This window comes from Pseudoalteromonas sp. S3431, from assembly GCF_000690035.1.
GTDB classification, from domain to species: domain Bacteria; phylum Pseudomonadota; class Gammaproteobacteria; order Enterobacterales; family Alteromonadaceae; genus Pseudoalteromonas; species Pseudoalteromonas fuliginea.
In genome coordinates, this window is record NZ_JJNY01000103.1 from 1 (window position 1) to 26,405 (window position 26,405).

The following is a 26,405-nucleotide window of genomic DNA, read 5'->3' on the forward strand; positions in this document are numbered from 1 at the left end:
CTCGGTTTTTACTTAGCCCACTAGGTCACAAACCTCGCGCCGCGATTAAATAGCCCCTAAATTGAACAAATTTTAATCCTGAAAGGTCAACAGGCCCTAGAGCCGCCCTTCTTGTAATTTAGTTAGGAACTAATCCCAGTTTAAAATTACTTTACCTGACTGACCTGAAATCATCATATCAAAGCCAGCTTGGAAGTCATCCACAGAATATTGATGTGTAATGATTGGGTTTAAATCTAGGCCAGATTGAATCAAACTTGCCATTTTGTACCACGTTTCGAACATTTCGCGACCGTAAATACCTTTAATCACTAAACCTTTAAAAATAACTTGGTTCCAGTCAACTGCCATATCAGATGGTGGAATACCTAGCATGGCAATTTTACCGCCGTGGTTCATATTATTAAGCATTGAATTAAACGCGCTTGGCACACCTGACATTTCAAGGCCAATATCAAAACCCTCTGTCATACCTAGCTCTTTCATTACATCTTCAAGCTTTTCATTGGCAACGTTTACAGCGCGTGAAGCCCCCATTTTACGTGCTAAATCTAGGCGGTATTCGTTTACGTCGGTAATTACAACGTGGCGAGCACCAACATGTTTTGCAACGGCTGCTGCCATAATACCAATTGGGCCTGCACCAGTAATAAGTACATCTTCGCCAACTAAGTCAAACGATAGTGCGGTATGAACTGCGTTACCAAATGGGTCGAAAATAGAAGCGAGTTCGTCAGAAATATTATCTGGAATTTTAAATGCGTTAAATGCAGGAATAACTAAATATTCGGCAAACGCACCTTCACGGTTTACACCTACACCCGTTGTATTACGGCATAAATGTACACGCCCTGCACGACAGTTACGACAATGCCCACACGTAATATGACCTTCACCCGATACGCGGTCACCTACTTTAAAGCCACGAACTTCCTGGCCCATATCAACGACTTCACCAACATATTCATGACCAACAACCATAGGCGTTGGAATGGTTTTACTTGCCCATTCGTCCCACTTGTAAATATGTACGTCGGTACCACAAATAGCTGTTTTGCGAATTTTAATCAGTAAGTCGTTATGACCCACTTCTGGCTTTGGTGCATCTGTCATCCAAATGCCCGGTTCTGCTTTTAATTTAGATAATGCTTTCATAATCCACACTCAACTAAAAAACCGAAGCGAGGCTTCGGTTTAAAATAAAATTAAATAACGCCCATTTCTTTACCAATACGGGTAAATGCATCGATAGCTGTATCGAGTTGTTCAATGCTATGCGCCGCTGAAATTTGTGTACGAATGCGGGCTTGCCCTTTTGGTACTACAGGGAATGAAAAACCGGTTACGTAAATGCCCTCAGCAAGTAGCTTATCAGCCATTAACGAGGCTACTTTGGCATCTCCTAGCATTACAGGGATAATTGCATGATCTTTACCTGCACACGTAAAACCAGCAGCTTCCATTTGCTCACGGAAATATTTAGCATTTGACCAAAGTTTAGCGCGCAGCTCGCCGCCATTTTCAAGCATTTCAAGTACTTTAATTGATGCAGTAACAATTGAAGGCGCTAATGAGTTTGAGAACAAATAAGGTCGTGAGCGCTGACGTAACCATTCAACAATTTCTTTTTTACCTGATGTATAACCACCTGAAGCACCGCCCAGCGCTTTACCTAATGTACCGGTGATAATATCTACACGGTCTAATACATTACAGTACTCAGGTGTACCCTTACCGTTTTCGCCAACAAAGCCAACTGCGTGAGAGTCATCAACCATCACAAGCGCATCATATTTATCAGCTAAGTCGCACACAGCTTCTAAATTACAAATAACGCCGTCCATAGAAAACACGCCATCGGTAGCAATTAGTTTAGTTTTAACGCCGGCTTCATCTGCTGCAATAAGTTGCTTCTCAAGATCAGCCATGTCGTTATTTGCATAACGAAAACGCTTAGCTTTACATAAACGTACACCGTCGATAATTGATGCATGATTTAATGAATCAGAAATAATAGCGTCTTCTGCGCCTAAAATAGTTTCAAACAAACCTGTATTTGCGTCAAAACATGAAGAATATAAAATAGTATCCTCTGTTTCTAAAAACGCACTGATTTTTTGCTCTAGTGTTTTATGAATATCTTGAGTGCCACAAATAAAACGTACTGAAGCCACACCAAAACCATGATTATTTAAACCATTTTGCGCCGCTTCAATTAACTCTGGGCTATTAGCTAAACCTAAGTAGTTATTAGCACAAAAGTTGATTACTTTACCTGATGCAACTTCAATTTGAGCTTGCTGCTGGGACTTAATAATACGTTCGTTTTTATACAAACCTTCGGTTTTTACGTCTTCAATTTGCTGTTGTAACTGGCTAAAAAAAGCAGATGCTCTCATCTAGGTTCTCCATCTATTTGAACGGGTAAACAACCGCACTTTCGCGGCTGTTTATTATGCGGGGTATTGTAAAAGTTTAATGGGTAAAATGCACGGTTTGCAGTTCGTCGCAAACGCCCTAAACTGGAAGGAATTCCTGCCAGTTTACAGGCTAATCTGTTTAGTTTATTTATGTGTTTAAAAGTGCAGGTAAACTGCTTATAGAATCGATAATTAAATCAGCTTCTTGCTTAGCGCTTTCGTCAAAGCTTTGCCCTGAACGCACTAAAACGCGTGTAGTGATGCCCGCTTTTTTCGCAGCCTGCATATCACTGAGTTTATCGCCCACCATAATACTGCAAGCAGGGTCGATGTTATGCTCTTGTATGCCTTGTAATAACATACCTGGCGCAGGCTTTCTGCAACTGCACTCTTTCAAATATTCAGGGCGCGCTTTTTTAGGGTGATGCGGGCAAAAATACACATCGGTAACTTCAATGCTGTGGGCACTAAATTGGTCTTTCATCCACTCGGTCAGTGCTAAAAAATCAGCTTCGCTGTAATAACCTCGACCAATTCCAGATTGATTAGTGACGATTATGATTTTATAGCCTGCATCGTAAAATGTTTTACAAGAGCTAAAAACACCGTCAATAAATTCAAATTTATCGCTTTGATACACATAACCATGATCAACATTTACCACGCCATCTCGGTCTAAAAAAAGCGCTTTATTTTTTTGTTGTGTATACATTACAAAGACTCTTTTTGTACAACATGATCAAACATCGCTTTTACATCATCAACTGTAATTTGGCTCATTAAATCATCGCCTTTAACGCGCGTCCCCCACGAGACTTGTTTTGCCGTTTTACCAGTTTGCTTAAGCAAATTTTGATGATAAACCTCTACCACGTAGTCTTGATATAAGTAAGGACCTGTGCGTGCTGGATTTGAATGTGCATACAAACCTATAACGGGCGTACCAACTGTCACCGCCATATGCGCAGGACCCGTATCGGGCGCAAGCACTAAGCTGCCACGCTTTAACACGCACAACAACTCTTTGAGTTTTGTTTTACCTACTAAATTTAAAATAGGCGTGTTGCTATGCTCAATAATGCTATTTGCTAGGTTAATTTCAAGCTCTGTTGGGCCACCCGTCAATACCACCTTAAAGCCTTGCTCGCTTGCATAATCAGCCAATGTGGCATAACGTTCAGCGAGCCAATTACGCTGCGCTTTACTAGCTGCTGGCGATATTACAAATAGTTTATTAGTTAGGTATTCTGATGTTAGTAACTCATCTGCAACCGCTTGGTCTTGCTCTGTATATGGCATGTCCCAACTCGGTTTATAATCAGCTACACCAACCGCTTTTGCAAAACCTTTAAAGCCTTCAAGCACATGCGCCTGAGCTTCTGGGGCTATTCGTTTATTAATAAACAAGCTGTGCAATTCTTTTGAACGCGCCCAATCAAACCCTATTTTTACTTTTGCAGGAATACAACGCGCTACAAACCCAGCCCTTAATGCAACTTGCATGTTAAGTAGTACATCAAACTGTTGGCCTTTAAAGCGTTGCTTTAAGCTTTTAAGTGCTGCTTTACCTTGTTTTTTATCAAATACCACCAGCTCAACACCCGGTAAGTCGGCAAGTAACATCGCTTCTATTTTACCAATAACCCAGGTGATTTTTGCATTTGGGTGTGCTTTTTGAATGGCTTGTACAGCACTCACACCATGACATACGTCACCAATGGCTGAGAGTCTTAATAAACAAATAGATGAATAGTTAGGAGCTTGAGTCACACATTCCCTTAGGTATTAAATACAAAAGCCGATCTTAAATTATAATCACGCTATTGCAAGCACTTATCCTCAGCTTTAAAACGCGCTAATATAGGCACATTATTTAGCAATTACGCAGAGCTATGTTTAAACAACACGTGCAAGGCAATCACACTGTATTAAGCCACCCTAAATACACGAGCCAAATTACCCTCGATTGGTTTGATGCAAATTATTGGCAACAACAAAATAAAATTGTGGGCGCTAAAAAGGGCCGAGCAACTGCGTGGTTTTTTAAGCAAGACGAATTAACAGCCGTACTTAGGCATTATTGGCGCGGTGGCTTAGTAGTTAAATTGCTAAGCGATCAATATTTATACCCAGGGCTTGAACAAACCCGTGTGTATAAAGAGTTTAGCTTAATGAGTAAACTTATAGAGCTTGGTTTAAACGTACCAACCCCTATTGCAGCTAAAGTAACCCGCAGCGGATTAATTTACCGCGGTGATATTATTACCGAGGCTGTTAAAGGCGCTAAAAGTGTACTCGACATATTAATTGAACGCTCATTGACTGAAGATGAGTTAGAGGGCATAGCTAGAACAATCGCGCTATTTCATTCAAAAGGTGTGTATCACGCCGATTTAAACATTAATAACATTTTGTTTGATGCTACTGGTGATGTGTATATTATCGACTTTGATAGAGGTGAAATAAAAATGCCTAATGTGCAGTGGCAACAAAGTAATATGGAACGACTTGAGCGCTCATTTTTAAAAGAACAAGGTCGAAACGAGTCATTTAATTGGCACGCGAGTAACTGGCAAACTCTGCATAGCAACTACCTCAAAGCACTCGCTAATATAAGTTAACCTAATATAAGTTAACTTAGTTAGCCAATGCTAAATACTGCAGAGCAACCTGCTCTGCTTGTACTTGTTTTAGAATATCTGCGTTTTCTACATTTGGCTTATCTGCTAGCACCTGCTTAACGGCATTGGCTAATGCCTCACTTTGTCCAGCAGGTACTAAATATTTACTTAGCTCGCCTGTTAATATCTCGCTTGGTCCAAATGTACAATTAGTACTAACTACCGGAGTACCCACCGCTAAAGCCTCAATTAATACCGTTGGAAGTCCTTCAAAATCAGAACTCAACACTAAAGCTTTGGCATGCTTAATCCAGTTGTACGGGTTTTGTTGAAATCCTGGCACTACTAACTGTTTTTCTATGCCGTATTCCTGTGCAAGCTTTAGCGCTTTAGCCGGTTTATTACATAAAAGTACTAACTTGTATTTTTTATCAAGCTTTGCAAATGCTGCAAATAATATATCGTGGCGTTTTTGTTTGGCGAGTCTTCCTACATGAATTAAGTAGGGCTCATTTGGGATATTGTTATTTTGCTCATTTGCTTGCTGTCTTATTTTTTCAAAATCGAACGGGTTGTAAATAGTCGCAATTGCACTTGGGTTAATTAAATCCCCTTGTATTATTTCTTTTTCAACACCCTTTGATACGCAAATAAGTGATTTACCATTTAAATTTTGCTTACTTTTTTTAAGATATAAGTATGAAAATGGACCTAACTTTTTTTGACGTGCAAGTTCTGCATTAACTGAGTTGTGAATAACAAAATGAACATTTTTGATATTACTACGCGCGAGCAAGTTATTACTTTTATCAAGATTAGAAAGCACTAAATCAATATTGCCCAGCTCGCTTTGTTTTTTTTCAAACCAAGTTTGTAGTGTTAAAATGCTATTTTTACGCTGCCAAAATCGATCTACTTTTGATGCCCTATGTGCGAATAAACTCTCCACGTTAAGTACTTCAGGGATATTATATTCAATAGAGTTAGCAAGAGACAAAATAGTGATTCTGTGCTGTAACTTGGCCATTTCCTCAGCAAGGGTAAGCATTACTTTTTCAGCACCACCACCCACTAAGGAATCAATTACAATCACTATATTCATTAGCGATCCCCTATAAGCATATTTTTTATGCCATTAGTGATCACATCGAAGCTATGTGTATTATCAAGTTGGTTATATTTAGCAACGAATTCATTATAGAAAGGCTCGCTAATAACCTGAGCTATTTTCGTAGTGATTTCATCAATATCAAGATTTGCTTTTATGACAACACCTGCATTAACACAATGATCCAAACGTGTATTTTGATCTTTTGAGATAGCACATGCCACAACGGGGGTTTGAACTGCAATTGCTTGCAGTAAAGTATCTCCACCGCTAAGTAATGCGATTTTAGCTTGGCTCATTAATGCCAAAAAATCAGTACTTTGCAGACTTGCTAAACAAGTAACCTCATCACTTTCAGGAATGGCTTTCTTATAATTGGGACCAAACACAACAACTGCTTTTAAACCAGTGTGCTTAGTAATTTTAAGCGCGGCTTTAAAGTAAACATCAGCGCAATTAAGGTTATTTAATACATGTCCGCCTGAGCCAGCATTTACAATAAAATAGCCTTCCGATACTAAGTTATAGCGATTTAAAACATCACGTTTTTGCGCGCAAGAGGCAAATGTAACAAAAGGACCTACATTTCGAGGATGTGCCAAGGGAAACATGTCTAACTTCGTACTTTCAGCCCATGTAAGTGGCTCAATACAATAATCAGGCTGTACAACCCAATGTGTATCAATTAAATTAATTCTGTTAAGTTTTAAGCCTTTAGCACGTTTTTTTGCATGCTGAGAAATGAATATAACTTTAGCGCCTACCTTTTTAGCCGCCTTCATATGCCCTGCACGTCCTGCACAATCAAAAACAACGACATCAGGTTTAAATTGCTCTATAAAGTCGCAAACAAAATCAAGCTCTTTAGTCGCTGAGTGTTCGAGTAGTGTGGCTTCAAAAGGACAATCTTTTGCGTAGCTTGTATGCTTATTTAATATAAAGTGAATATCGAGAGAATCTGCAAGTTCTGCCTTTAAACTTTGAGCCAACAACAACGAGCGCATATATTCACCAATGCCTTCTGGTGATGATACTGGAATAAATAAAAGTCGTTTGTTGCTCATTGCATTCTCAATGTCCTATTTGAGCTCCAGTATATCAATCAGATACTTATTACGATAGACAGGTTACATTTTAATATATTAAATTAACTCTATATATTTGATTATTTACTGCAATAGCAGACTTAGATTGATAAACTTAGCCGCAATCTTAATCACAAGGATCTGAACTTTGCGAAACAGAATTTTTCTACTTTCTACTCTTTTTTGCGCTATGAGCGCATCAGTTAATGCTGAGCCATGGGTAAAACCCGATGATTATGGTCTAAGAGCTGATATTCAACAATTAGCTGATGCCGGTGTTATTTTAGCTCCTGTAACTACCTATCCGCTTATGTGGAAAAGTTTTATAAGCGATGTGGAAAGTATGCCGCTGGAGCAATTATCTCCAAGCTTACAAGATGCTTTACTTCGCGTTAAACATCGATATAAATCAGAAAATAATAGCTCACATAGTCTTCAATTATCAGCTTTTGCAGCCACAGATCCAATCATAGCAACAAGCTTTGGTGCAACAAATACTCAAGAAACAGAGCTTTCTGCAGCTTACGCTTATTTAGGCGATAACTTTGCAGCTAAAGTAGCTGTAAATTATAGAAAAGACGGTAAAAAATGTTTAGTTGATGGAAAAACGACTGACGATATAGTTACCAACGAGCAAGCTTTAACCGATTGTAACGATACCTCACTTGATAATAGTTACTTAGCTTACCGTTTAGGTAACTGGATTTTTAGAGCCGGTGCTGTTGAACAATTTTGGGGACCTGGTGTTGATAACAGCTTAATTATGTCAGGTAATGCGAAACCTTTACCTGCACTAAGTGTTACCAGAGAAAAAAGTACTGCTTTTGAGACACCATGGTTGAGCTGGATTGGTCAATGGAGCTTTACTGCACAAATGGCTAAACTTGAGTCTACGCGTGTTATACCTGATGCTTTACTGTGGAGTACTCGTGTTAATTTTCGCCCTATTCAGCAGTTAGAAGTTGCGCTTAGTTGGTCTGCACAATGGGCAGGTGACGGACAACCAGGATCTGCTGGTGACTTTATTGATGTAATCACAGGGCAAACTACTTGTATTGATGGCAATGTTAGTTGTGATAGCCAATTAGAATCAAAAATAGGTAATCAATTAGCTGGCATAGATATTCGCTGGTCAGATACACTTTTCAACCAACCTTATGCTGTATATGCCAGTACGATTGGAGAAGATGCCAGTTCGCAATTTAAACCTGCTGATAGAGCCTACTTATTTGGTGTACAGACAACACAACATGTATATGATCAAAACTTATTAATAAATGTAGAGTACATAGATACAGGTGTTTCATGTCAAGCTGACTCAATTTCTGAAAACTGCTATTACGAACACAGTACCTATAAATCGGGTTACCGTTACCACGGTCGCACTATTGGCTCTACTTATGATAACGATGCACAGTCAGTTGTTTTAACCCTATTAGGTCAGTTATCTAATGGAGACGATTGGCAGGTAAAATTGCGCAGTGTTGATTACAATAGCGATAACCGAGATAGTTACCCAAATAATCCTGACTTAGGTAACACCATTACTAAAATAGGGTTTGACTCTAAGCAGCTAGAAATGCGTTACAGAATGCTTTCTATGGGCGGCCGCGTCACTTTAGGTGCTTTTGCATCTAACAATGACGGTGCTGAAAACGATACATCAGCATTTGCCAAGTACGAATTAAATTTTTAGTAAGTTACTTTATTAAAAATAAAAAGGGATGAAAACACTGTTTTCATCCCTTTTTTGTATTTTTTAAGCAAACTTAAATCAGTAATTATACCAATTGCATTAAATTATTGTTCTATTATAGCGATAAGAAAATAGCTCAATAACAAGGCTAAAATTATGATACATAGTTGTTCTATATAAATAATTTTTAACGTAGTTAGTGAGTTATTTAATACGCTAGAATGCTCATGTTTTTAATAAAATTGGTATTACTGTTTAATTTTACTAATTACTTTTGATGTTGAGCACCCATCTAAAAATTCAAGCACTTCAACTTTTCCGCCATGGCGAAGTACATGCTCAGCACCCGCTATTTGCTCTACGGTGTAGTCGCCACCCTTAACTAAAATATCAGGGCTTATTTGCTCAATTAATTTAGCGGGAGTATCGTTTTCATCTAAACTGCCAAACGGAATAACCCAATCAACTGATGAAAGTGCGCTAAGTACCATTGCACGCTCATCTAGTGGGTTAATAGGACGATCGGCCCCTTTTAAACGCGTAATAGATTCATCGTTATTTAATCCAACAACGAGTCTATCGCCTCGTGCTTTAGCTTGTGCTAAATAACGCACATGCCCAGCATGTAAAATATCAAAGCAGCCATTAGTAAATACAATTTTTTCGCCGTTTTGTTTTGCAAATTCAATATGCTGAAGTACATCATCAAATGGTGTTTGGTAATGCTCACCAGTAGCATGTAAATACTGACCAAGCTTACGACTTAACTCTTCTGGCGAGACAGTCGCTGCACCAAATTTACTAACCGCTATACCTGCGGCTAAATTAGCAATTTCGACTGCATCTTTAGGTTCCATGCCCGCACCAAGCATAACGGCTAATGTAGCTATAACCGTATCACCGGCCCCAGTCACATCGCTTACTTCAAGCTCTTGTGCTGCAAAATCAAACTTTTCATCTGCACTAATAAGCGACATACCTTGCTCAGAACGCGTAAGCAACATGGCTTTAATGCCATTTTTGCTAATTAAATCACGCGCACTTGCTGCTAAAGCTTCTTCTGAATCGGTTTGACCACCCGCTAACTTAAACTCATGTAAATTAGGCGTAATGTAATCAGCACCTTCATATAAATGTAAATCTGGCGATTTAGGGTCGATTAAAACCGTTTTTCCGGCGCCCTTAGCAAGGCTTACCATCTCTTTAATTAAGCTTAAAGATCCTTTGCTGTAATCAGAGAACACAATAAAATCGTATTCATCAAGTACCAACTCTAAGCGGTTTAATAAAAGTTGGCTATGTTGCTCGGTAAATGTTTCCTCTAAATCAAGGCGAACCAGTTGTTGGTGGCGGCTAATAACACGCATTTTTGAAATAGTCGGTAAATCACATACACTGACTAATTGTGAACTTATTTTTTCACCTTTTAGAATAGTCTCTAAAATCTGCCCGCTTTCGTCTTCACCAATTAAGCCCAGTAAGCCAACTTTTGCATCTAACCGCGCTATATTTTTTGCAACGTTAGCTGCGCCGCCCGCTTTGTCTTCAAATTTACTTACTTTAACAACAGGTACTGGCGCTTCAGGCGAAATTCGACCTGTATCACCATACCAATAACGGTCTAGCATTACGTCGCCAACAACTAATATTCGTGCCGCTGATAAGTTTTTTAATAACGATAAATCCATTACTGCTGCTCCGCAACAACCATATCCATGGCTTCACATAACCAGTGACCTATAAACATGTGAGCTTCTTGGATACGTGCTGTTTCGTCATTTTTTATAATAATAGGTAACTTAGCAATATCTTTTACTTTACCGCCATCACGCCCAGTTAATGCCACAGTAAAAGCGCCTAGTTTATTTGCAGCTTCTAATGCTAAATTAATATTATTACTAGTACCTGATGTGGTTAAACCAATAACTAAATCTTCTGGCTTACATAACGCTTGAACTTGGCGCTCAAACACCGTATCAAAGTGATAATCGTTGCTGTGTGCTGTTAAAATAGAAGTGTCGGTGGTCAATGCCATTGAGGCAAGCGGACCACGCTCTAATTTGTAACGCACTACAAATTCTGCTGCTAAATGCTGTGCATCTGCTGCACTACCACCATTACCAAACCAAACAATCTTGCCACCAGCTTGTAATGCACTGTGGCATGCTTCTAACAGTTGCATAGATTCTTGATGATAAGCCTCCATCGTTTCAAATAATGCCTGATGACGGTTTAATGTTTCAACGTAGCTAGTTGCCACTGAATCGATAATTGACATGAAAAAATTCCTCTTGGAACTGAAATGGCAGGAAAAATTAAATTCATTATTCCATAATTTTATTTAATTGTGTGTATTTTATCGGGTTATAACTGAACCCAGACCATATTTTATTACGAGTATGTTTAGAAAACGGCTATTTCACGGTAAACTAACGCCACCTCCCTTTAAGAAAGATCAGTATGGCACGCATTTTTTACTCATTTGCATTAATTATTATTAGTCCACTGATTGTATTTTATCTCTATATTTTACGAGGTAAAAAAAACCAAGGCTATCGTGCACACTTTAAAGAGCGCTTTGGGTTTGTCAGTAAGTCTTTATTTACGGTTAAAACTAAACCTTTAGTTTTTCATTGTGCTTCTGTTGGTGAGGTACTTGCCGCAACGCCACTTATTAAAGCTTTGCAAAAAGCGCATCCAAACTTAAATATACTTATAACCTGTAATACTCCAACAGGCAGAGAGCAAATACTTAGCCAGTTTAAAAATACTGTAGCGTGTAGCTATTTACCAATCGATTTTCCGTTTGCGACGGCTCGATTTTTAAAGCGTATAAAGCCACAAGCATTATGTATCTTAGAAACCGAGCTATGGCCTAATTTAATGGCGATAAGCCACAAAAAAAACATACCAGTACTTGTCATCAATGCAAGACTCTCTGAAAAGTCGCAGCAGGGCTATCAAAAGGTCGCTAAATTAACGCATATTATTATGCGCTCAATTACGGTACTTGCGAGTCACAATAAAACAGATGCTAAACGCTTTATTAAACTTGGTCTTGAAGCTTCAAAAAGCCATGTAACAGGCTCAATAAAATTTGATATAACACCAAGTGAAGAGCAACTAGCTAAAGTACTCAACCTTAAACAGCTTTATAGTAGTAATGAACGCTTTGTGTGGGTGGCAGGCTCAACACATCCTGTTGAGCATGAGCTGGTACTTTCAGCCCATCAAGAGTTACTAAAAAAACAACCGAACGCATTACTTATAATTGCCCCGCGCCATCCAGAGCAATTTGACAAAGTGGCAGAGCTTTTAACGCAAAGCCCACTTAGCTTTAGCCGTCGTAGCCAAAATAACTATAATAATGAGCAAGTACTTCTTGCTGATACGCTTGGTGAATTACAGTGTTTATATGGCGCTGCAAATGTGAGCTTTATTGGTGGCAGCTTAATTCGCAGAGGTGGGCATAACCCACTGGAATCAGCAGCGTTTTCGGTAGGTGTAATAACAGGTCCACACACATACAATTTTGACCATGTTTATCCCGAGCTAACAAAGCTCAAAGGTGCTGTAGTGGTTGATAGTAACGACGAACTCGCAAAGCAGCTTATAACGTTTAGCCAAAACACAAAAGCGTGCCAAACCTTAGGTATTAAAGCTGCGCAATGCGTAACTAAAAACCAAGGTGCTATACAAAAAACACTTACCATTATTAATCAATATTTAGAGCCAAAACCGTGACCAACATAGCTATAAGCCAAACCCGCGAATGGGTATCATCTGTTATTGTTAAATATAACTTTTGCCCGTTTGCTCGAAAAGAAGTAGAAAACAACTGTATTCATTACATAGTAAGTCCAGCAGCAAGTATGGATGATGCTGTAATGGATATGCTTGAGCAATGTGTTGAGCTTGACCGTGAACCAGAGCGCGAAACAACCCTTATCATGTTTGACAACGGCTTTAGTGACTTTGAAGACTTTTTAGACTTGGTCGATTTAGCTAATGCACTTTTAGTCGCGCAAGGCTTTGAAGGTAAGTATCAAATCGCTAATTTTCATCCTGACTACGTATTTGCTGACAGTGATGAAACCGATGCCGCAAACTACACAAATAGAGCGCCCTTTCCTACATTGCACTTAATCCGCGAAGCAAGTATGAGCGAAGCACTTGATAGTTATAACGAGCCTGAATCTATTCCTGAGCATAATATAAATTTAGCAAGGCGTAAGGGGATTGATTTTTGGCAGCAGTTACTTGAAGGCTGTAAAAAACCGAGCGCTTAAATGCTCGGTTTTATTTTGGTTTGTGCAAAACAAGACAATAACAAACGCTTATTTTTTAACCCAGTTACCATTTACTTCAACGTAATGACCACTTTGGGTTTTTTCAATTGTTTTAGCGGCAGCAAGCGCTTCTACTTGTGAAAGTGACAAGTTATTCTTTTTAGCCAACTTTAAGTACTGCGCTTTACGCTTTGCATTTATATCATCAACAACGGCTTTTGCTTCTGCGTTTTGTACAACAAGCCCTAAATAACCAGAGCTATCTTCACCTACTAGACCTTGGTTTTTAGCGTCATCAAGGCTAATAGCCCACGCAGAGAACGACATACATACTGCACTAACTAACGTAATAATGTTTAATTTTTTCTTCGTATTCATGTTCTAGCTCCTTAAAATAACTCACTGTCGTCACTAAATAAATTGTCGAGTTCTTTATCTACTTTTACGCGAATTTCGTGATCGACCTTCACATTTAAATTAATAGTAATGGGCTCTTTAGCAGACACCTCAACACGATGCGTGCAGGCACTTAATGCACTAATAGCACTCAGCGCGAGCAATACTTTTATCAATAACGACTGTCTCATTATTAGTTTCCTTTTTGTGAGTATTGTTGCTCAACTTTTTGTGTGATTTCGTCACTTAAACGCAGTGCACGCAAAAGTGTAAATACGTTTTCTTCGTGGTTATAATTAAAGTTAACCTGCTGCTGCTCTGCTTTATTATAGCCTTGCAAATTAACCCCTAGTTTTAACCAACCATCATTTTTTAGTGCCACACTGCTATTAAGTTTTTGAATATCTAAATTAGTTAATAGCCCTAACACAGGTTGTAACTCTTGCTGTTGCTGCATTACTGAATCAAAAGCGGCATTATTGGTAATTTTTAAATTACCTGTTCCTTGGCTAAATAAGCTACCGTCAATTATTTCAATTTTTCCACTATCAAAGTGAACCGGTAAAGACCCCGCCAAGCGTCCCGTTAATACAATGCCCGACTTATCGTCGAGTGTAACAAGTTTACTTGCATCAATGTTTTCAAACTTAACATTAGCAACTTGGTTTGGCTTCCCTACTGTGTAGCGATCTAACGAAAACTCGCCACCAAACACACTTCCTCTTACATCATTTATAAGCGCGGTATTACTACTCACTTGCCATTGACCTTCAATCACTTTAACTACGGCACCCGCCCTAAACTCATTTAAGTTAAAGGTAGTTGGTTTTACATTAAGCTTACCTGAATTATATTCCCCGCTAAATGTACTGCTTAAATCACTCGCAAGGTAATCGTTATACAGTGCACTTACATGACTAATCCCCATATTGAACGATGCACCTTGTAAGTTTATATCGCCACTAATATAGCCATTAAATTCGCCCTTAGTTAGCTGTGCAAGTGGCTCAAATTGCCTAATAAATGCATTTAACGGCAGAGTACTTTGTTCAGGAATAACCACTTCAAACGGATGAGCTTGCGACGACACATGATGATTTATAACTAACTCAACATCGTTTATAAATGCGTGATGCGTGGCTTTTAGTGCACGGCTTTGCAAGCCCGTAGACTCTATTTTTATATTATTAAGTTTTATGTCGGGGCTATTAACAGCCTTTATATTCGTTTTTGCTGTTAGATCCGCAAATAACTCACCTACGCCTAAATTAGCATTTGCTGTTAATGTGTTACTTATATCTGTGACTTTAAATTCTTTATATTCTGCGCTTTTTAATTGCTGAGTTAACGCTACTTCTGCGTTTAACTGTTTATCCATTTTTGCTGTTAAATCACCTTGGTATTGCACTGCTCTTATATCAAACGCATCTACACTATTAAGCGTTAATTTAGCATTTATAAGCCCAATTGGTTTTGAGTCTATAAACTCACTTATATTAAAGTGACCACTAAGGCTAAGCCCATTCGCTGTTGCAGGTGCAAACTCAGGCAAGCCTTCAAGCATAACGGCGTAATCGCCTTTAATTGCAGCGCTAGATATCTGAGCATTAACGTTAATATTATTTATATCAGGTGTATTTATTTGAGCTGATAAAGTTGTCTGTAAGTCTTCTAATGGAGATTTAATATTTAGTGTTGTATCTGTTATTAAAATATCAAATTGCTTATCGCCCACGCTTACCAAATTAATTACAGGTACACTCAACTCACTAGCCTCTAAGCTAATTGATTGAGGGAGTTTTAGTTGCCAATTTAAAGGCACTTGTTTGCTAATAAAGCCTGCATATTCACTTGGTGGAATTAACTCAGCACAGCTTGGTGTTAAATTAATTTTGTTATTAAGCAAATCGGTATTAAATATTAACGCTTGGCTATTTAAATTAAAACGCGTCGCCAATTTACCAGTGGTTAATACGTTAACTTTGCACTGCTCATACGTGTGAGCAAACTGGGATCTAATATCGCCATTTAACTCAAGTTCTATACCATCAAAGCTAAATGCTTGCTGAGTATTAAAGTTAAAATCTGCTATTAATGTATTTTTAGTGTTTATAACGTGCTTTAAAAAAGTGTCATTAATTTCAAACTGACCACTTACTTTATTAGCAGTCAAAATTGCACTCGCGTTTATATCACCTGAGACATTAAATTTATTTAGTTCGGGTTCTGATATGCTTATTTTAAGTGGCTTATTGAGCTCATCACTTTTTACTACAAGCTGTTTAATATTGATTAATGGGCGATTTAAGGGAAGTGCCAAATCGAGATTTTTAGCAAGCTGATTAGCATTATCACTTTCAGGGAGTGGATTAACTGTTAGCACTGCATTTTCAATATCTACACGCTTTGTATTTGCAGTAATACCAGTAAGTTGTAATTGTTGATTTTGATAATTTAAACACACTCTATCAGCATGAATATTTAAGCTAGACGTGATTGAAAAATCAAGGCAGTTTAATGTTACACCCGCTTTTTCGAGCTCAGGTGCTATAACCCACTGTAATAAAGGTAAACGAAATACATAACCAAGCAGCAAGGTACTTAGTAATACAGCTCCAACAATTAAACCAATTCGCTTAAACATACTATCCTTAAATGCTTTGTGCTTTTAGCTATACTAATACCAACCTGCATAAATCTTTGATCAATTTAACGAATTAAATTGCACTATAACGTCGTTAAAAGTTTTTTATTTAGAACAACTAGATACAAAAACTTTTGCCTAGTTCTAGCGTAATTTTCTTAACGTTAAATAGACCCCATATATAAGCAGATTGGTATAATCAAAAAAGGCTGCACAATGCAGCCTTTTTAATTTTACAGTAAGATTATGAATCTAACTTGTATAAACGTAAATATAATTAACCTACGTTTTTACGTGCGTTACGGAACATACGCATCCACGGGCTATCCTCGATCCACTCATCAGGATGCCAAGAGTTGGCAACGCTTCTGAATACGCGTTCTGGATGCGGCATCATTACAGTGGCACGACCATCTATTGACGTAATACCTGTAATACCTTCTGGAGAACCATTAGGGTTAGCTGGGTACTGCGTTGTAGGGTTACCGTAGTTATCTACAAACTTAACCGCTACAGTGCCGCTATTAAGCGCCGCTTTAGTGGCTGCATCGTTTGCAAACTCAGCATGGCCTTCACCATGAGAAACCGCTATAGGCATACGCGAACCAGCCATTCCATTAAAGAACACAGACGGATTCTCTTGTATTTCTACTAAACTAAAGCGTGCTTCAAAACGCTCTGATTTATTAGTTACAAAGCGCGGCCAATGTTCAGTACCAGGGATCAAATCTTTTAACGTTGATAACATTTGGCAACCGTTACATACACCTAAGCTAAAGGTATCTTCACGGTGGAAAAAGTTTTGGAACTGATCGCGTGCCATGTCGTTAAACAAAATAGACTTAGCCCAACCTTCACCCGCACCAAGTACGTCACCGTATGAGAAACCACCACATGCCACTAAACCTTTAAATTGCTCTAGTGTTAAACGACCTTCTAAAATATCGCTCATGTGTACATCAACGGCTGCAAAACCTGCGCGATTAAACGCTGCCGCCATTTCTAAATGAGAGTTAACACCCTGCTCACGTAAAATAGCCATTTGCGGTTTAGCACCGGTTGCAATGTATGGTGCAGCTATATCTTCGTTTAAATCAAAGTTAAGTTTTACGTTTAAGCCTGGATCTTTTGCATCAAACTTAGCATCAAACTCTTGCTTAGCACACTCAGGGTTGTCACGGCGTGCTTGCATTTGATACGTTGTTTCAGCCCAAATAGTACGAAGCTCAGTACGCGTATGATTAAGTACCGTATTTTCGCCACGGTTAAATATAATCGTATCGTCACTGTTAAGCGTGCCAATGCTGTGGCTAATTGCAGCTATACCATGTTGTTCAAACACCGCATTTACTGCATCTAAATCAGCATTTGCAACTTGAATTACCGCACCTAGCTCTTCGTTATAAAGCGCTTCAATGTCTGAACCTGTTAAAGCTGCTAAATCAACCGTTACACCGGTATGACCCGTAAACGCCATTTCAGCTACTGTGGTAAATAAACCACCATCTGAGCGGTCATGATAAGCAAGTAACTTACTATCAGCCACAAGTGCTTGCATTGCGTTATAGAAGCCTTTTAATAACTCAGGGCTATCAACATCAGGGGTTACATCACCTAATTGCTTATAAACTTGTGCAAGGCTTGATGCGCCCATGCGGTTTTTACCCGCACCTAAATCAACTAATATAAGCGATGTATCGCCTTTATCTGTGCGCAGTTGTGGAGTTACTGTTTTACGTACGTCGTCAACACGACCAAACGCAGTTATAACCAGTGAAAGCGGCGATGTTACTGACTTCTCTTGTGAGTCACCTTCATCTTTCCATGTCGTTTTCATCGACATAGAATCTTTACCCACTGGAATAGTTAAACCAAGCGCAGGACAAAGCTGTTCGCCTACGGCTTTAACAGCTTCATATAAACCAGCATCTTCACCTGGGTGACCCGCTGCTGCCATCCAGTTTGCCGATAACTTAATGTTTTCAAGGCTACCAATATTTGCACAGGCAATATTAGTTAACGACTCTGCCACAGCTAAACGAGCAGATGCACCGTAATTAAGTAATGCAGCCGGAGTACGCTCACCGAGTGACATAGCTTCACCGTGGTAAGTATCATACGTTGCCGCAGTTACAGCACAGTTAGCAACAGGTACTTGCCAAGGACCAACCATTTGGTCGCGCGCTACTAAACCCGTAACTGAGCGATCGCCGATTGTTATTAAGAATGTTTTTTCTGCAATGGTTGGTAAACGCATTAAGCGCTGCGCTGCATCTGCTGCATTTATTGATGTGATATCAAGCGCTTTGCCAACAACTTGCTTTGACGTTACATCGCGGTGCATTTTAGGTGCTTTACCTAATAATACGTCCAGCGGCAAATCAACAGGGTTATTTTCAAAGTGGCTGTCTGACACTGTTAAGTGAGGTTCAGCTGTTGCTTCACCAATAACAGCGTACTGGGCACGTTCGCGCTTACAAATTGCTTCAAAGCGGTCAAAGTCCTCTACGCCAACAGCGAGTACATAACGCTCTTGTGATTCATTACACCAAATTTCGTGTGGTGCCATGCCTGGCTCATCGTTAGGGATGCTACGTAATTGGAACTTACCACCACGTCCGCCATCATTAACAAGCTCAGGAAACGCGTTAGATAAACCGCCGGCACCTACATCATGGATAAACGCGATTGGGTTTTCATCGCCTAGCTGCCAACATTTATCGATAACTTCTTGGCAACGACGTTCCATTTCTGGGTTTTCGCGCTGTACTGAAGCAAAGTCTAAATCTTCGTTTGACTGACCTGAGGCCATACTTGATGCAGCACCACCGCCTAAACCAATGTTCATTGCAGGCCCGCCTAGCGCAATTAATTTAGCGCCTACAGGAATATCACCTTTTTGAACATGATCAGAGCGAATATTACCTAAACCACCGGCAAGCATAATTGGTTTATGGTAACCACGTACTTCTTCACCGTTATGGCTTGTTACTTTTTCTTCGTAAGTACGGAAGTAGCCTAACAAGTTAGGACGACCAAACTCATTATTAAATGCAGCGCCACCTAGTGGACCTTCTGTCATTATATCAAGTGCGTTTACAATACGACCCGGCTTACCAAAATCGCTTTCCCACGGTTGCTCGTAACCTGGAATACGTAAATTTGATACAGTAAAGCCAACTAAGCCTGCTTTTGGCTTAGAGCCACGACCAGTTGCGCCTTCATCGCGAATCTCACCACCAGAGCCTGTAGCCGCACCAGAGAATGGCGCGATAGCTGTTGGGTGGTTATGCGTTTCAACTTTCATTAGTATTTCAATGTCTTCTTGATGATACGCATATTCACCTTGCGCATTTGGGAAGAAGCGACCCGCTTTTGAGCCTTTCATTACTGCCGCGTTATCTTTATACGCCGACAATACATTTTCAGGATTTAACTCAAACGTATTTTTAATCATTTTAAACAGCGATTTTGGCTGCTCTTTTCCATCGATTGTCCAGTCAGCATTAAATATTTTATGGCGACAATGCTCTGAGTTTGCTTGTGCAAACATAAACAATTCGATGTCGTTAGGGTTACGTCCTAACTTTATAAAGTTTTCTACCAAGTAATCTATTTCGTCATCAGCAAGGGCAAAACCTTGCTCAACATTGGCTATTGCTAATGCTTCGCGTCCGCCACCTAAAATATCAACAGACGACTTTTGGCGCGGGGCATCACTGCGAAACAGCTGAGCCGCATCTTCAAGCTCACTGTGTGTGGCTTCAGTCATGCGGTCGTGCAATAACGCAGTTACTTGTGCAAGTTGTTCTGCGTTTAAATCACCTTCAACATAATAAGCAATACCGCGTTCAACACGGTGAACCTGCTTTAAACCACAGTTGTGGGCGATGTCGGTAGCTTTAGATGCCCAAGGTGAGATGGTACCTGGGCGAGGTGTAACAAGTACAAGTTTGCCAGCTGGGGTATGCTCAGCAATGGTTGGACCGTAAGTTAATAGTTTTTCAAGCTTGGTTTGCTCAGCGCTACTCAACGGCGATGTTAAATCGGCAAAGTGAGTATACTCGGCATATACGTTAGTGATTGGAAGTTGCGATTGTTGGCAACGCGCTAAAATTTTATTAACTCTGAACTCTGAAAGTGCTGGTGCACCACGAAGGATCAACATAGATAATTTCATCCGGGGTTAGGGATTGAACGATATTTTAGGCACGCATTATAGTCCAATTAGCATTCAGATTTAACTCAAAATTACGCTTTTCATAAAATTAACTTTTTAGCTTTATTTATAGCCTCTTTTGGTTAATAAAATAAAAGGTAAAGTGACGTGATGGCTTAGTTTTGCTATAACGGTGGCTGGCGAGTTTAAGGGGCACTCAATGTTCAAAGAAAAACTAATAATAATCATTACTTTAGTTATGCTGTTGTGCGCATGTGATATGCAAGAACAGCCAACTCAACTCGCCCAAATAAAAGAGCAAAACAAAATACGTGTGGGTACGCTTGCGAGTGCCAGTAATTATTATCAAGCAGTACAAGGAGAGCAAGGTTTTGAATATGAGTTATCTCAAGCCTTTGCTGATTATTTAGGTGTAGAGCTTGAAATAGTCCCTTTCTTTAACTTATCTGACATGTTTGAACGCCTTGAAAAGGGGGATTTAGACTTAATTGCCTCAGGACTTACCTACAATAAAACCCGTGCAGAGCAATATCGCTATGGCCCAACTTATCGCACAATTAGCCAAAAGTTAGTTTATAAACAAGGGCGCGTTCGCCCACGTGATTTTGATGATTTAGGTGGTAACTTTACCGTTATAGCTAAAAGTAGTCATTCGCTTACTTTACAAAAAATGAAAAAAAACAATCCTGAACTCACTTGGACCGAAAGCGAAGAGTTTGACGAAGAAGAGTTACTTCAAGCAGTTATTGATGGTGAGATAGATTACACCCTTGCCGATACACATACCTTGTCGCTGTTTCGTCGGTATCACCCTAATTTAAGTATTGGCTTTTCAGTTACCCATAACGACCCAATCGCATGGATACTCAACAAATCTAAAGACGACTCTTTATATGCTCTACTTGTACCTTTTTTTGGTGATATAAAACAAAGTAATCAACTTTACGTACTCGAAGAAAAATACTTTGGGCATGTACGCCAATTTAACTATGTAAATACCCTAGCTTATATAGAAGCGATAAAAGAAACTCTACCAACATACCAACCGTGGTTTGAACAATATGCAGGTAGTCTTGATTGGCGTTTACTAGCAGCGCTTAGTTATCAAGAATCTATGTGGAATCCTCGCGCTAAATCGCCAACAGGCGTTCGCGGTATTATGATGTTAACCCGCAGTACAGCAAAACAAGTGGGTGTTACTAACCGATTAGAGCCAGAGCAAAACATTCGCGGTGGCGGTAAGTATTTAAGTAAGCTTATTAAGCGTATTCCCGACAGAATCCCGCAACCCGATAGAACATGGCTTGCATTAGCGGCCTACAATGTAGGTTGGGGACACGTTAATGACGCACGTATAATTACCGAACAGCAAGGCGCAAGCCCTGATAAATGGGCTGATGTAAAAAAACGCTTACCACTGTTAATTAAAAAGCGCTATTACCGTAAAACCCGCTATGGTTATGCGCGTGGCGATGTAGCGGTTAAATATGTTGATAATATTCGTCGCTATTACGATGCACTTGTTTGGCTAGATGAAAATAATGCTATTACAGAAAAACCTGAATCAATCGTAGAGCTAAGCACTGTAATCGAGCTAAACGTAACAAGTGAGATAAAAATTGAGGCAAGTGAAGCTCAAATACAAAAGCAACTACCTATAATTGAGCCCGAGCAGTCAAGTGAAAAAAATAACTAAGATTAATTTAGGTGTTTATTTTTGACCATATCTATAAGCGAAATTTAAGTAAATTAAATATCTGTTTACTTGTCATCAAATGATCACTAATGTGTGTTAATTGTATATCATTAATTTATAAGATATACCTCGTGCCTTTCTCACTCTTGCATTAGGAGAAAACATGCTAAAACGTAGACGCACACAAAGATTAAAACGTAATGTAATTTATTCAACGGCCACACGTCGTCGTGTTATGTTGCGCAAACTGCACAAAAAGATTATCTGGCGTCGCCGAATGTTTGCTATGCAGCAAATGGTAGAGTCAGAAATATCCCCTGCGACTAATTAAAGATTAGTCGCATCACGAGCAGCTTTTTTAGCTGCTTTAATTTGTGCTCTTCTACGTTTAAAAAAATCTGAAATAGTATTGCCACACTGCTGTGCTAAAACACCACCACACACTTCAACTTGATGGTTTAACCTCGGTTCTTGTAATAAGTTCATAATTGAACCAGCAGACCCTGTTTTTTCGTCGGCTGCACCAAATACTAAACGCTTTATTCTGCTATGCACCAACATTCCTGCACACATAGAACAAGGCTCTAATGTTACGTACAGTGTACAATCTATTAAACGATAGTTGTTAAGCACTTTTCCGGCTTCTCGTACTGCGATCATTTCGGCATGGGCAGATGGGTCGTTATCGGTTATTGAACGGTTGTACCCTACTGAAATTAGCTGGTTATCTTTTACTACAATCGCTCCTACAGGGATTTCATCAAGCAACTCTGCCTGCTTTGCATACAAAAGCGCTTGCTCCATCCAGTAGGAATCATCAAATGGCTCGTTCATTCTTTCTACTTAAATAACTTTTTATGCTGTGATTATACCTAGTTAGCACTCTAAAGTGCGTCATTCATTACTTTATTGCAAAAATAAAACAATATTTACCCGTTTGTAATGGCTCACTCGTGCTGATTTACGCTATAATCTCACGCTTTTTTTATTTAGCTCACAACACGGGTAGCAAATGAAATTTCCTGGACGCCGCAGGCATAAACATTATTTTCCAGTGGAAGCCAAAGATCCACTTACCAATCAACTTAACGCAACAGAGCGATTACAACGTAGTTATATTACGGGTATCGATCAGATCGTTGTTGATATAGAGGCAAAAGTTGATCAAGCTTTCCTTGACGAATTTCAACTACGTAGAGGTATGTCGCAAGTTATTGATAGCGACATAACAAACGCCTTATACGATCGTTTAAAATTAAACGATATGGTTGATTTTGAGTTTGCCGGTGGGACCATTGGTAACACTATGCACAACTACTCTGTACTTGCAGATGATCGCTCAGTTTTATTAGGCGTAATGAGCGAAAATATAAAAATAGGTAGCTATGCTTACCGCTTTTTATGTAATACCTCAAGCCGTGTAGATTTAAACTATCTTCAACCAGTAGATGGGCCTATAGGTCGTTGTTTTACATTAATTGATGAAACCGGTGAGCGTACTTTTGCAATAAGTGCGGGCCTAATGAATCACTTACGTCCTGAATCTATCGATAAAAACCTTATTGAAAATTCATCAGCATTAGTGATCAGTGCCTATCTTATGCGTACGCAAGGTAGTGAAACGATGACTGAAGCGACTATGCAAGCGGTAAAATACGCTAATGATGCAGGTGTGCCAGTTGTTCTTACACTCGGTACCAAGTTCTTAATTGAGCAAGACCCTACCTGGTGGGCAAACTTTGTTGAAAAGCATGTTGATATTCTTGCTATGAACGAAGAAGAAGGGTTAGCTATTACGGGTTTTGAAGACCCACTCCTAGCTGCTGATAAAGCACTTGATTGGGTAGATTTGGTAATTTGTACTGCTGGCGAAAAAGGCTTATTTATGGCCGGCTACGTTGACGAAAGTTTAAAGCGCGAAACCGAATACCCGTTATTACCAGGAGCAATACCTGATTTTAATCGATACGAATTTTCACGTGCTATGCGTAAAACCGAGTGTGATAAGCCTATCAGAGCATATAGCCATACAGCCCCATTCATGGGTGGACCTGACTCAATTAAAAACACCAATGGTGCAGGCGATTGTGCTTTAGCGGCTGTACTACATGACTTATCAGCAAATGTTTATCATAAACTTAACGTGGCAAACTCTGCTAAGCATCAGCAACAAGCTATTACTTACTCATCACTATCGCAAATTAGTAAATATGCTAACCGAGCTAGTTATGAAGTGTTAGTTCAGCACTCTCCTCGCTTATCTCGCGGTTTACCAGAACGCGAAGACTGCTTAGAACAGGTTTATTGGGAACAGTAAATAACGGTGGGAGCAAGTATTGCTCCCTCTCGATTTCCTAAAAAATAGAAATATCGAGCTTTTTAGATAGTAGTTCCAGCGCCGCAATTCCTGCTACCGAATTACCAAACGAATTAAGCCCTGGAGAATAAACAGCTACCGTAAACTTATTTGGTAACACGGCTAAAATAGTCCCTGACACTCCCGACTTACCTGGCATACCTACTCTGTAACCAAAATCCCCCGCAGCATCATATAAACCACTCGTGAATAAAAGCGAATTTAGCTGCTTATTTTGACGACTACTTAAAACACGATCGCCCGATCGATTATCAACACCTTTATTAGCTAAAAAATTATAAGCTTTGGCTAATTCAATACAGTTGAGCTCAATAGAACAAAAGTTAAAGTAAGACCATAAAACATCATCGACTTCATTTTCAAAATTACCAAACGACTTCATTAAATGTGCCATAGCAGCATTACGATGCCTAAATTCATACTCAGAATTAGCGACTTTTTTATCAATCACTATCCCTCTATTACCAGCTAACAACCTAAAGGTCTCGAGCATAGAGTGCATTGGTGCAGATAAGCGGCTGTACAACGCATCACACGTTACAATTGCGCCTGCATTTATGAAAGGGTTACGAGGAATCCCTTTTTCAAACTCAAGCTGTGTAAGCGAGTTAAAGGCAGTCCCTGAAGGTTCCTTTCCAACTCGATGCCAAAGCTCATCACCATAACGTTGCAGTGCCATAGTAAGTGTCATAACTTTAGAAACTGATTGAATAGTAAAACGTTGAGAACAATCCCCCGCACACACAGTCTCACCATCAGTTGTATAAATAGCAATAGAAAATTGCTCAGGATCGACCTCTGCTAGGGCCGGTATATAATCAGCTACTTTTCCTTGTGATAATAAAGGGCGTACTTCATGTGCTATTTCATCAAGCACCTTTTGATAATCAGCTGTAGGCAAACTAGACCTCTATATCATCATTCATAAAAATTGGATTTTAGCACGCGCGAATAGACGCAACTAGTTTTGTTGTTGAATTTAAAGGGGGATGTTTTTCTTAATTTTAAAAAGCAAAAAACCCGTCACATTGCTGTAACGGGTTTCTCTTAATTAAATCCTAGTAATGTCGTAGTGCCCACAGCGGTAGAGAGTCACATAGCAAATGCTAGACTATCTTTGTGTCGGGGCGTCCTTCTGCGGGGCTCGCCTTAGAACTATTTTATTTCGCCACTGAGTTCGGCATGGACTATTTACAAAATTCCAAAAAGCAAAAAAACCGTCACATTGCTGTAACGGGTTTCTCTTAATTAAATCCTGGTAATGTCGTAGTGCCACAGCTGTGGAGAGGCACATAGCAAATGCTACACTATCTTTGTGCCGGGGCGTCCTTCTGTGGGACTCGCCTTAGAACTATTTTATTTCGCCACTGAGTTCGGCATGGACTATTTACAAAATTCCAAAAAGCAAAAAACCCGTCACATTACTGTAACGGGTTTCTCTTAATTAAATCCTGGTAATGTCGTAGTGCCACAGCGGTGGAAAGCCACATAGCAAATGCTACACGATTATTAACCTTGTCGTCACTTAGTGTGCAGAGTTCTACTAATTTCAAAAAGCAAAAAACCCGTCACATTGCTGTAACGGGTTTCTTTTAATTAAATCCTGGTAATGTCCTACTTTCACATAGCAAATGCTACACTATCATCGGCGCTGTTTCGTTTCACTACTGAGTTCGGCATGGAGTCAGGTGGGTCCAAAACGCTATTGTCACCAAGCAAATTCTTTTCAATTTTCTTATTTTAATTATTAAGATTAAAGTCCTTCGACTGAATTTGAAGCCTGGTAATGTCCTACTTTCACATAGCAAATGCTACACTATCATCGGCGCTGTTTCGTTTCACTACTGAGTTCGGCATGGGATCAGGTGGGTCCAAAACGCTATTATCACCAAG

General features: G+C 39.5%; 21 protein-coding genes and 2 rRNA genes. 7 read left to right on the forward strand and 16 right to left on the reverse strand.

The window, feature by feature from the left end:
- Positions 1-129: 129 nt before the first annotated feature.
- The 4 genes from tdh to DO88_RS01565 all read right to left on the reverse strand — a co-directional run bounded on the left by tdh (position 130) and on the right by DO88_RS01565 (position 4,190).
- Complete coding sequence (gene tdh / locus DO88_RS01580; RefSeq protein WP_002961053.1) at positions 130-1,155, reverse strand: L-threonine 3-dehydrogenase; 1,026 nt, start codon at positions 1,153-1,155, stop codon at positions 130-132.
- Positions 1,156-1,205: 50 nt separating this feature from the next.
- Positions 1,206-2,399: a glycine C-acetyltransferase gene (locus DO88_RS01575; RefSeq protein ID WP_033040897.1), complete on the reverse strand. Its 1,194-nt coding sequence runs from the start codon at positions 2,397-2,399 to the stop codon at positions 1,206-1,208.
- Positions 2,400-2,568: 169 nt separating this feature from the next.
- Entirely contained in the window at positions 2,569-3,132 is a 564-nt protein-coding gene (gene gmhB / locus DO88_RS01570; RefSeq protein ID WP_033040898.1) for a D-glycero-beta-D-manno-heptose 1,7-bisphosphate 7-phosphatase, read from the reverse strand.
- On the reverse strand, positions 3,132-4,190 hold the full coding sequence (locus DO88_RS01565; protein WP_033040900.1) for a glycosyltransferase family 9 protein: 1,059 nt from the start codon (positions 4,188-4,190) through the stop codon (positions 3,132-3,134). The genes gmhB and DO88_RS01565 overlap by 1 nt, the downstream gene beginning before the upstream one ends.
- Before the next feature lie 122 nt (positions 4,191-4,312).
- Between DO88_RS01565 and DO88_RS01560 the strand changes: the two genes are divergently transcribed.
- Positions 4,313-5,041, forward strand: coding sequence for a 3-deoxy-D-manno-octulosonic acid kinase (locus tag DO88_RS01560; protein ID WP_033040902.1), 729 nt, complete (start codon positions 4,313-4,315; stop codon positions 5,039-5,041).
- A gap of 16 nt (positions 5,042-5,057) precedes the next feature.
- On the opposite strand, the gene DO88_RS01555 is transcribed toward DO88_RS01560, so the two are convergent.
- A complete protein-coding gene (locus tag DO88_RS01555) occupies positions 5,058-6,143 on the reverse strand; it encodes a glycosyltransferase (protein ID WP_033040903.1) in 1,086 nt (361 codons plus the stop codon).
- Positions 6,143-7,213: a hypothetical protein gene (locus DO88_RS01550; protein ID WP_033040905.1), complete on the reverse strand. Its 1,071-nt coding sequence runs from the start codon at positions 7,211-7,213 to the stop codon at positions 6,143-6,145. The genes DO88_RS01555 and DO88_RS01550 overlap by 1 nt, the downstream gene beginning before the upstream one ends.
- A 211-nt stretch (positions 7,214-7,424) precedes the next feature.
- Between DO88_RS01550 and DO88_RS01545 the strand changes: the two genes are divergently transcribed.
- A complete protein-coding gene (locus DO88_RS01545) occupies positions 7,425-8,930 on the forward strand; it encodes a capsule assembly Wzi family protein (RefSeq protein ID WP_084166045.1) in 1,506 nt (501 codons plus the stop codon).
- A gap of 248 nt (positions 8,931-9,178) precedes the next feature.
- Here DO88_RS01545 and hldE read toward each other — a convergent pair whose 3' ends face one another.
- Entirely contained in the window at positions 9,179-10,618 is a 1,440-nt protein-coding gene (hldE, locus tag DO88_RS01540; RefSeq protein ID WP_033040908.1) for a bifunctional D-glycero-beta-D-manno-heptose-7-phosphate kinase/D-glycero-beta-D-manno-heptose 1-phosphate adenylyltransferase HldE, read from the reverse strand.
- Positions 10,618-11,208 (reverse strand): SIS domain-containing protein, encoded by a 591-nt coding sequence (locus DO88_RS01535; RefSeq protein WP_002961065.1) that lies wholly within the window; start codon positions 11,206-11,208, stop codon positions 10,618-10,620. Before DO88_RS01535 ends, hldE begins: the two co-directional genes overlap by 1 nt.
- Positions 11,209-11,390: 182 nt before the next feature.
- Between DO88_RS01535 and waaA the strand changes: the two genes are divergently transcribed.
- Together waaA and DO88_RS01525 are read left to right on the forward strand one after the other, a co-directional pair.
- On the forward strand, positions 11,391-12,674 hold the full coding sequence (gene waaA / locus DO88_RS01530) for a lipid IV(A) 3-deoxy-D-manno-octulosonic acid transferase (protein WP_033040911.1): 1,284 nt from the start codon (positions 11,391-11,393) through the stop codon (positions 12,672-12,674).
- The gene (locus DO88_RS01525) at positions 12,671-13,219 is read left to right on the forward strand and encodes a DUF1415 domain-containing protein (protein ID WP_024598958.1); all 549 of its coding nucleotides are present in this window, start codon (positions 12,671-12,673) and stop codon (positions 13,217-13,219) included. The genes waaA and DO88_RS01525 overlap by 4 nt, the downstream gene beginning before the upstream one ends.
- A gap of 48 nt (positions 13,220-13,267) precedes the next feature.
- On the opposite strand, the gene DO88_RS01520 is transcribed toward DO88_RS01525, so the two are convergent.
- The 4 genes from DO88_RS01520 to purL all read right to left on the reverse strand — a co-directional run bounded on the left by DO88_RS01520 (position 13,268) and on the right by purL (position 20,427).
- Positions 13,268-13,597, reverse strand: a complete 330-nt coding sequence (locus tag DO88_RS01520; protein ID WP_002961068.1) for a YdbL family protein — start codon at positions 13,595-13,597, stop codon at positions 13,268-13,270.
- Between the two features lie 11 nt (positions 13,598-13,608).
- Positions 13,609-13,806 carry a YnbE family lipoprotein gene (locus tag DO88_RS01515; protein WP_007378800.1) on the reverse strand — a complete coding sequence of 66 codons (198 nt, stop codon included), beginning with the start codon at positions 13,804-13,806 and terminating at the stop codon, positions 13,609-13,611.
- Between the two features lie 2 nt (positions 13,807-13,808).
- Complete coding sequence (locus tag DO88_RS01510; RefSeq protein WP_033040913.1) at positions 13,809-16,259, reverse strand: intermembrane phospholipid transport protein YdbH family protein; 2,451 nt, start codon at positions 16,257-16,259, stop codon at positions 13,809-13,811.
- A 277-nt stretch (positions 16,260-16,536) separates the two neighbouring features.
- Positions 16,537-20,427, reverse strand: a complete 3,891-nt coding sequence (gene purL / locus DO88_RS01505) for a phosphoribosylformylglycinamidine synthase (protein ID WP_033040918.1) — start codon at positions 20,425-20,427, stop codon at positions 16,537-16,539.
- 211 nt (positions 20,428-20,638) lie between these two features.
- On the opposite strand from purL, the gene mltF reads away from it, so the two are divergent.
- Together mltF and DO88_RS18980 are read left to right on the forward strand one after the other, a co-directional pair.
- On the forward strand, positions 20,639-22,135 hold the full coding sequence (gene mltF, locus DO88_RS01500; RefSeq protein ID WP_033040915.1) for a membrane-bound lytic murein transglycosylase MltF: 1,497 nt from the start codon (positions 20,639-20,641) through the stop codon (positions 22,133-22,135).
- A gap of 163 nt (positions 22,136-22,298) precedes the next feature.
- Positions 22,299-22,466, forward strand: coding sequence for a hypothetical protein (locus DO88_RS18980; protein WP_007378795.1), 168 nt, complete (start codon positions 22,299-22,301; stop codon positions 22,464-22,466).
- Here DO88_RS18980 and tadA read toward each other — a convergent pair.
- A complete protein-coding gene (tadA, locus tag DO88_RS01495) occupies positions 22,463-22,969 on the reverse strand; it encodes a tRNA adenosine(34) deaminase TadA (protein ID WP_007378794.1) in 507 nt (168 codons plus the stop codon). The two genes, DO88_RS18980 and tadA, sit on opposite strands and share 4 nt — an antisense overlap.
- A gap of 178 nt (positions 22,970-23,147) precedes the next feature.
- Between tadA and DO88_RS01490 the strand changes: the two genes are divergently transcribed.
- On the forward strand, positions 23,148-24,452 hold the full coding sequence (locus tag DO88_RS01490; RefSeq protein ID WP_033023865.1) for an inosine/guanosine kinase: 1,305 nt from the start codon (positions 23,148-23,150) through the stop codon (positions 24,450-24,452).
- 37 nt (positions 24,453-24,489) lie between these two features.
- Here the strand turns inward: DO88_RS01490 and glsB are convergent, their stop codons facing one another.
- The 3 genes from glsB to rrf (DO88_RS01475) all read right to left on the reverse strand — a co-directional run bounded on the left by glsB (position 24,490) and on the right by rrf (DO88_RS01475) (position 26,405).
- Positions 24,490-25,413: a glutaminase B gene (glsB, locus tag DO88_RS01485; RefSeq protein ID WP_007378792.1), complete on the reverse strand. Its 924-nt coding sequence runs from the start codon at positions 25,411-25,413 to the stop codon at positions 24,490-24,492.
- A gap of 700 nt (positions 25,414-26,113) precedes the next feature.
- A 5S ribosomal RNA gene (rrf, locus tag DO88_RS01480) occupies positions 26,114-26,228 on the reverse strand.
- A 62-nt stretch (positions 26,229-26,290) separates the two neighbouring features.
- Positions 26,291-26,405: ribosomal RNA gene (gene rrf, locus DO88_RS01475) — 5S ribosomal RNA — on the reverse strand.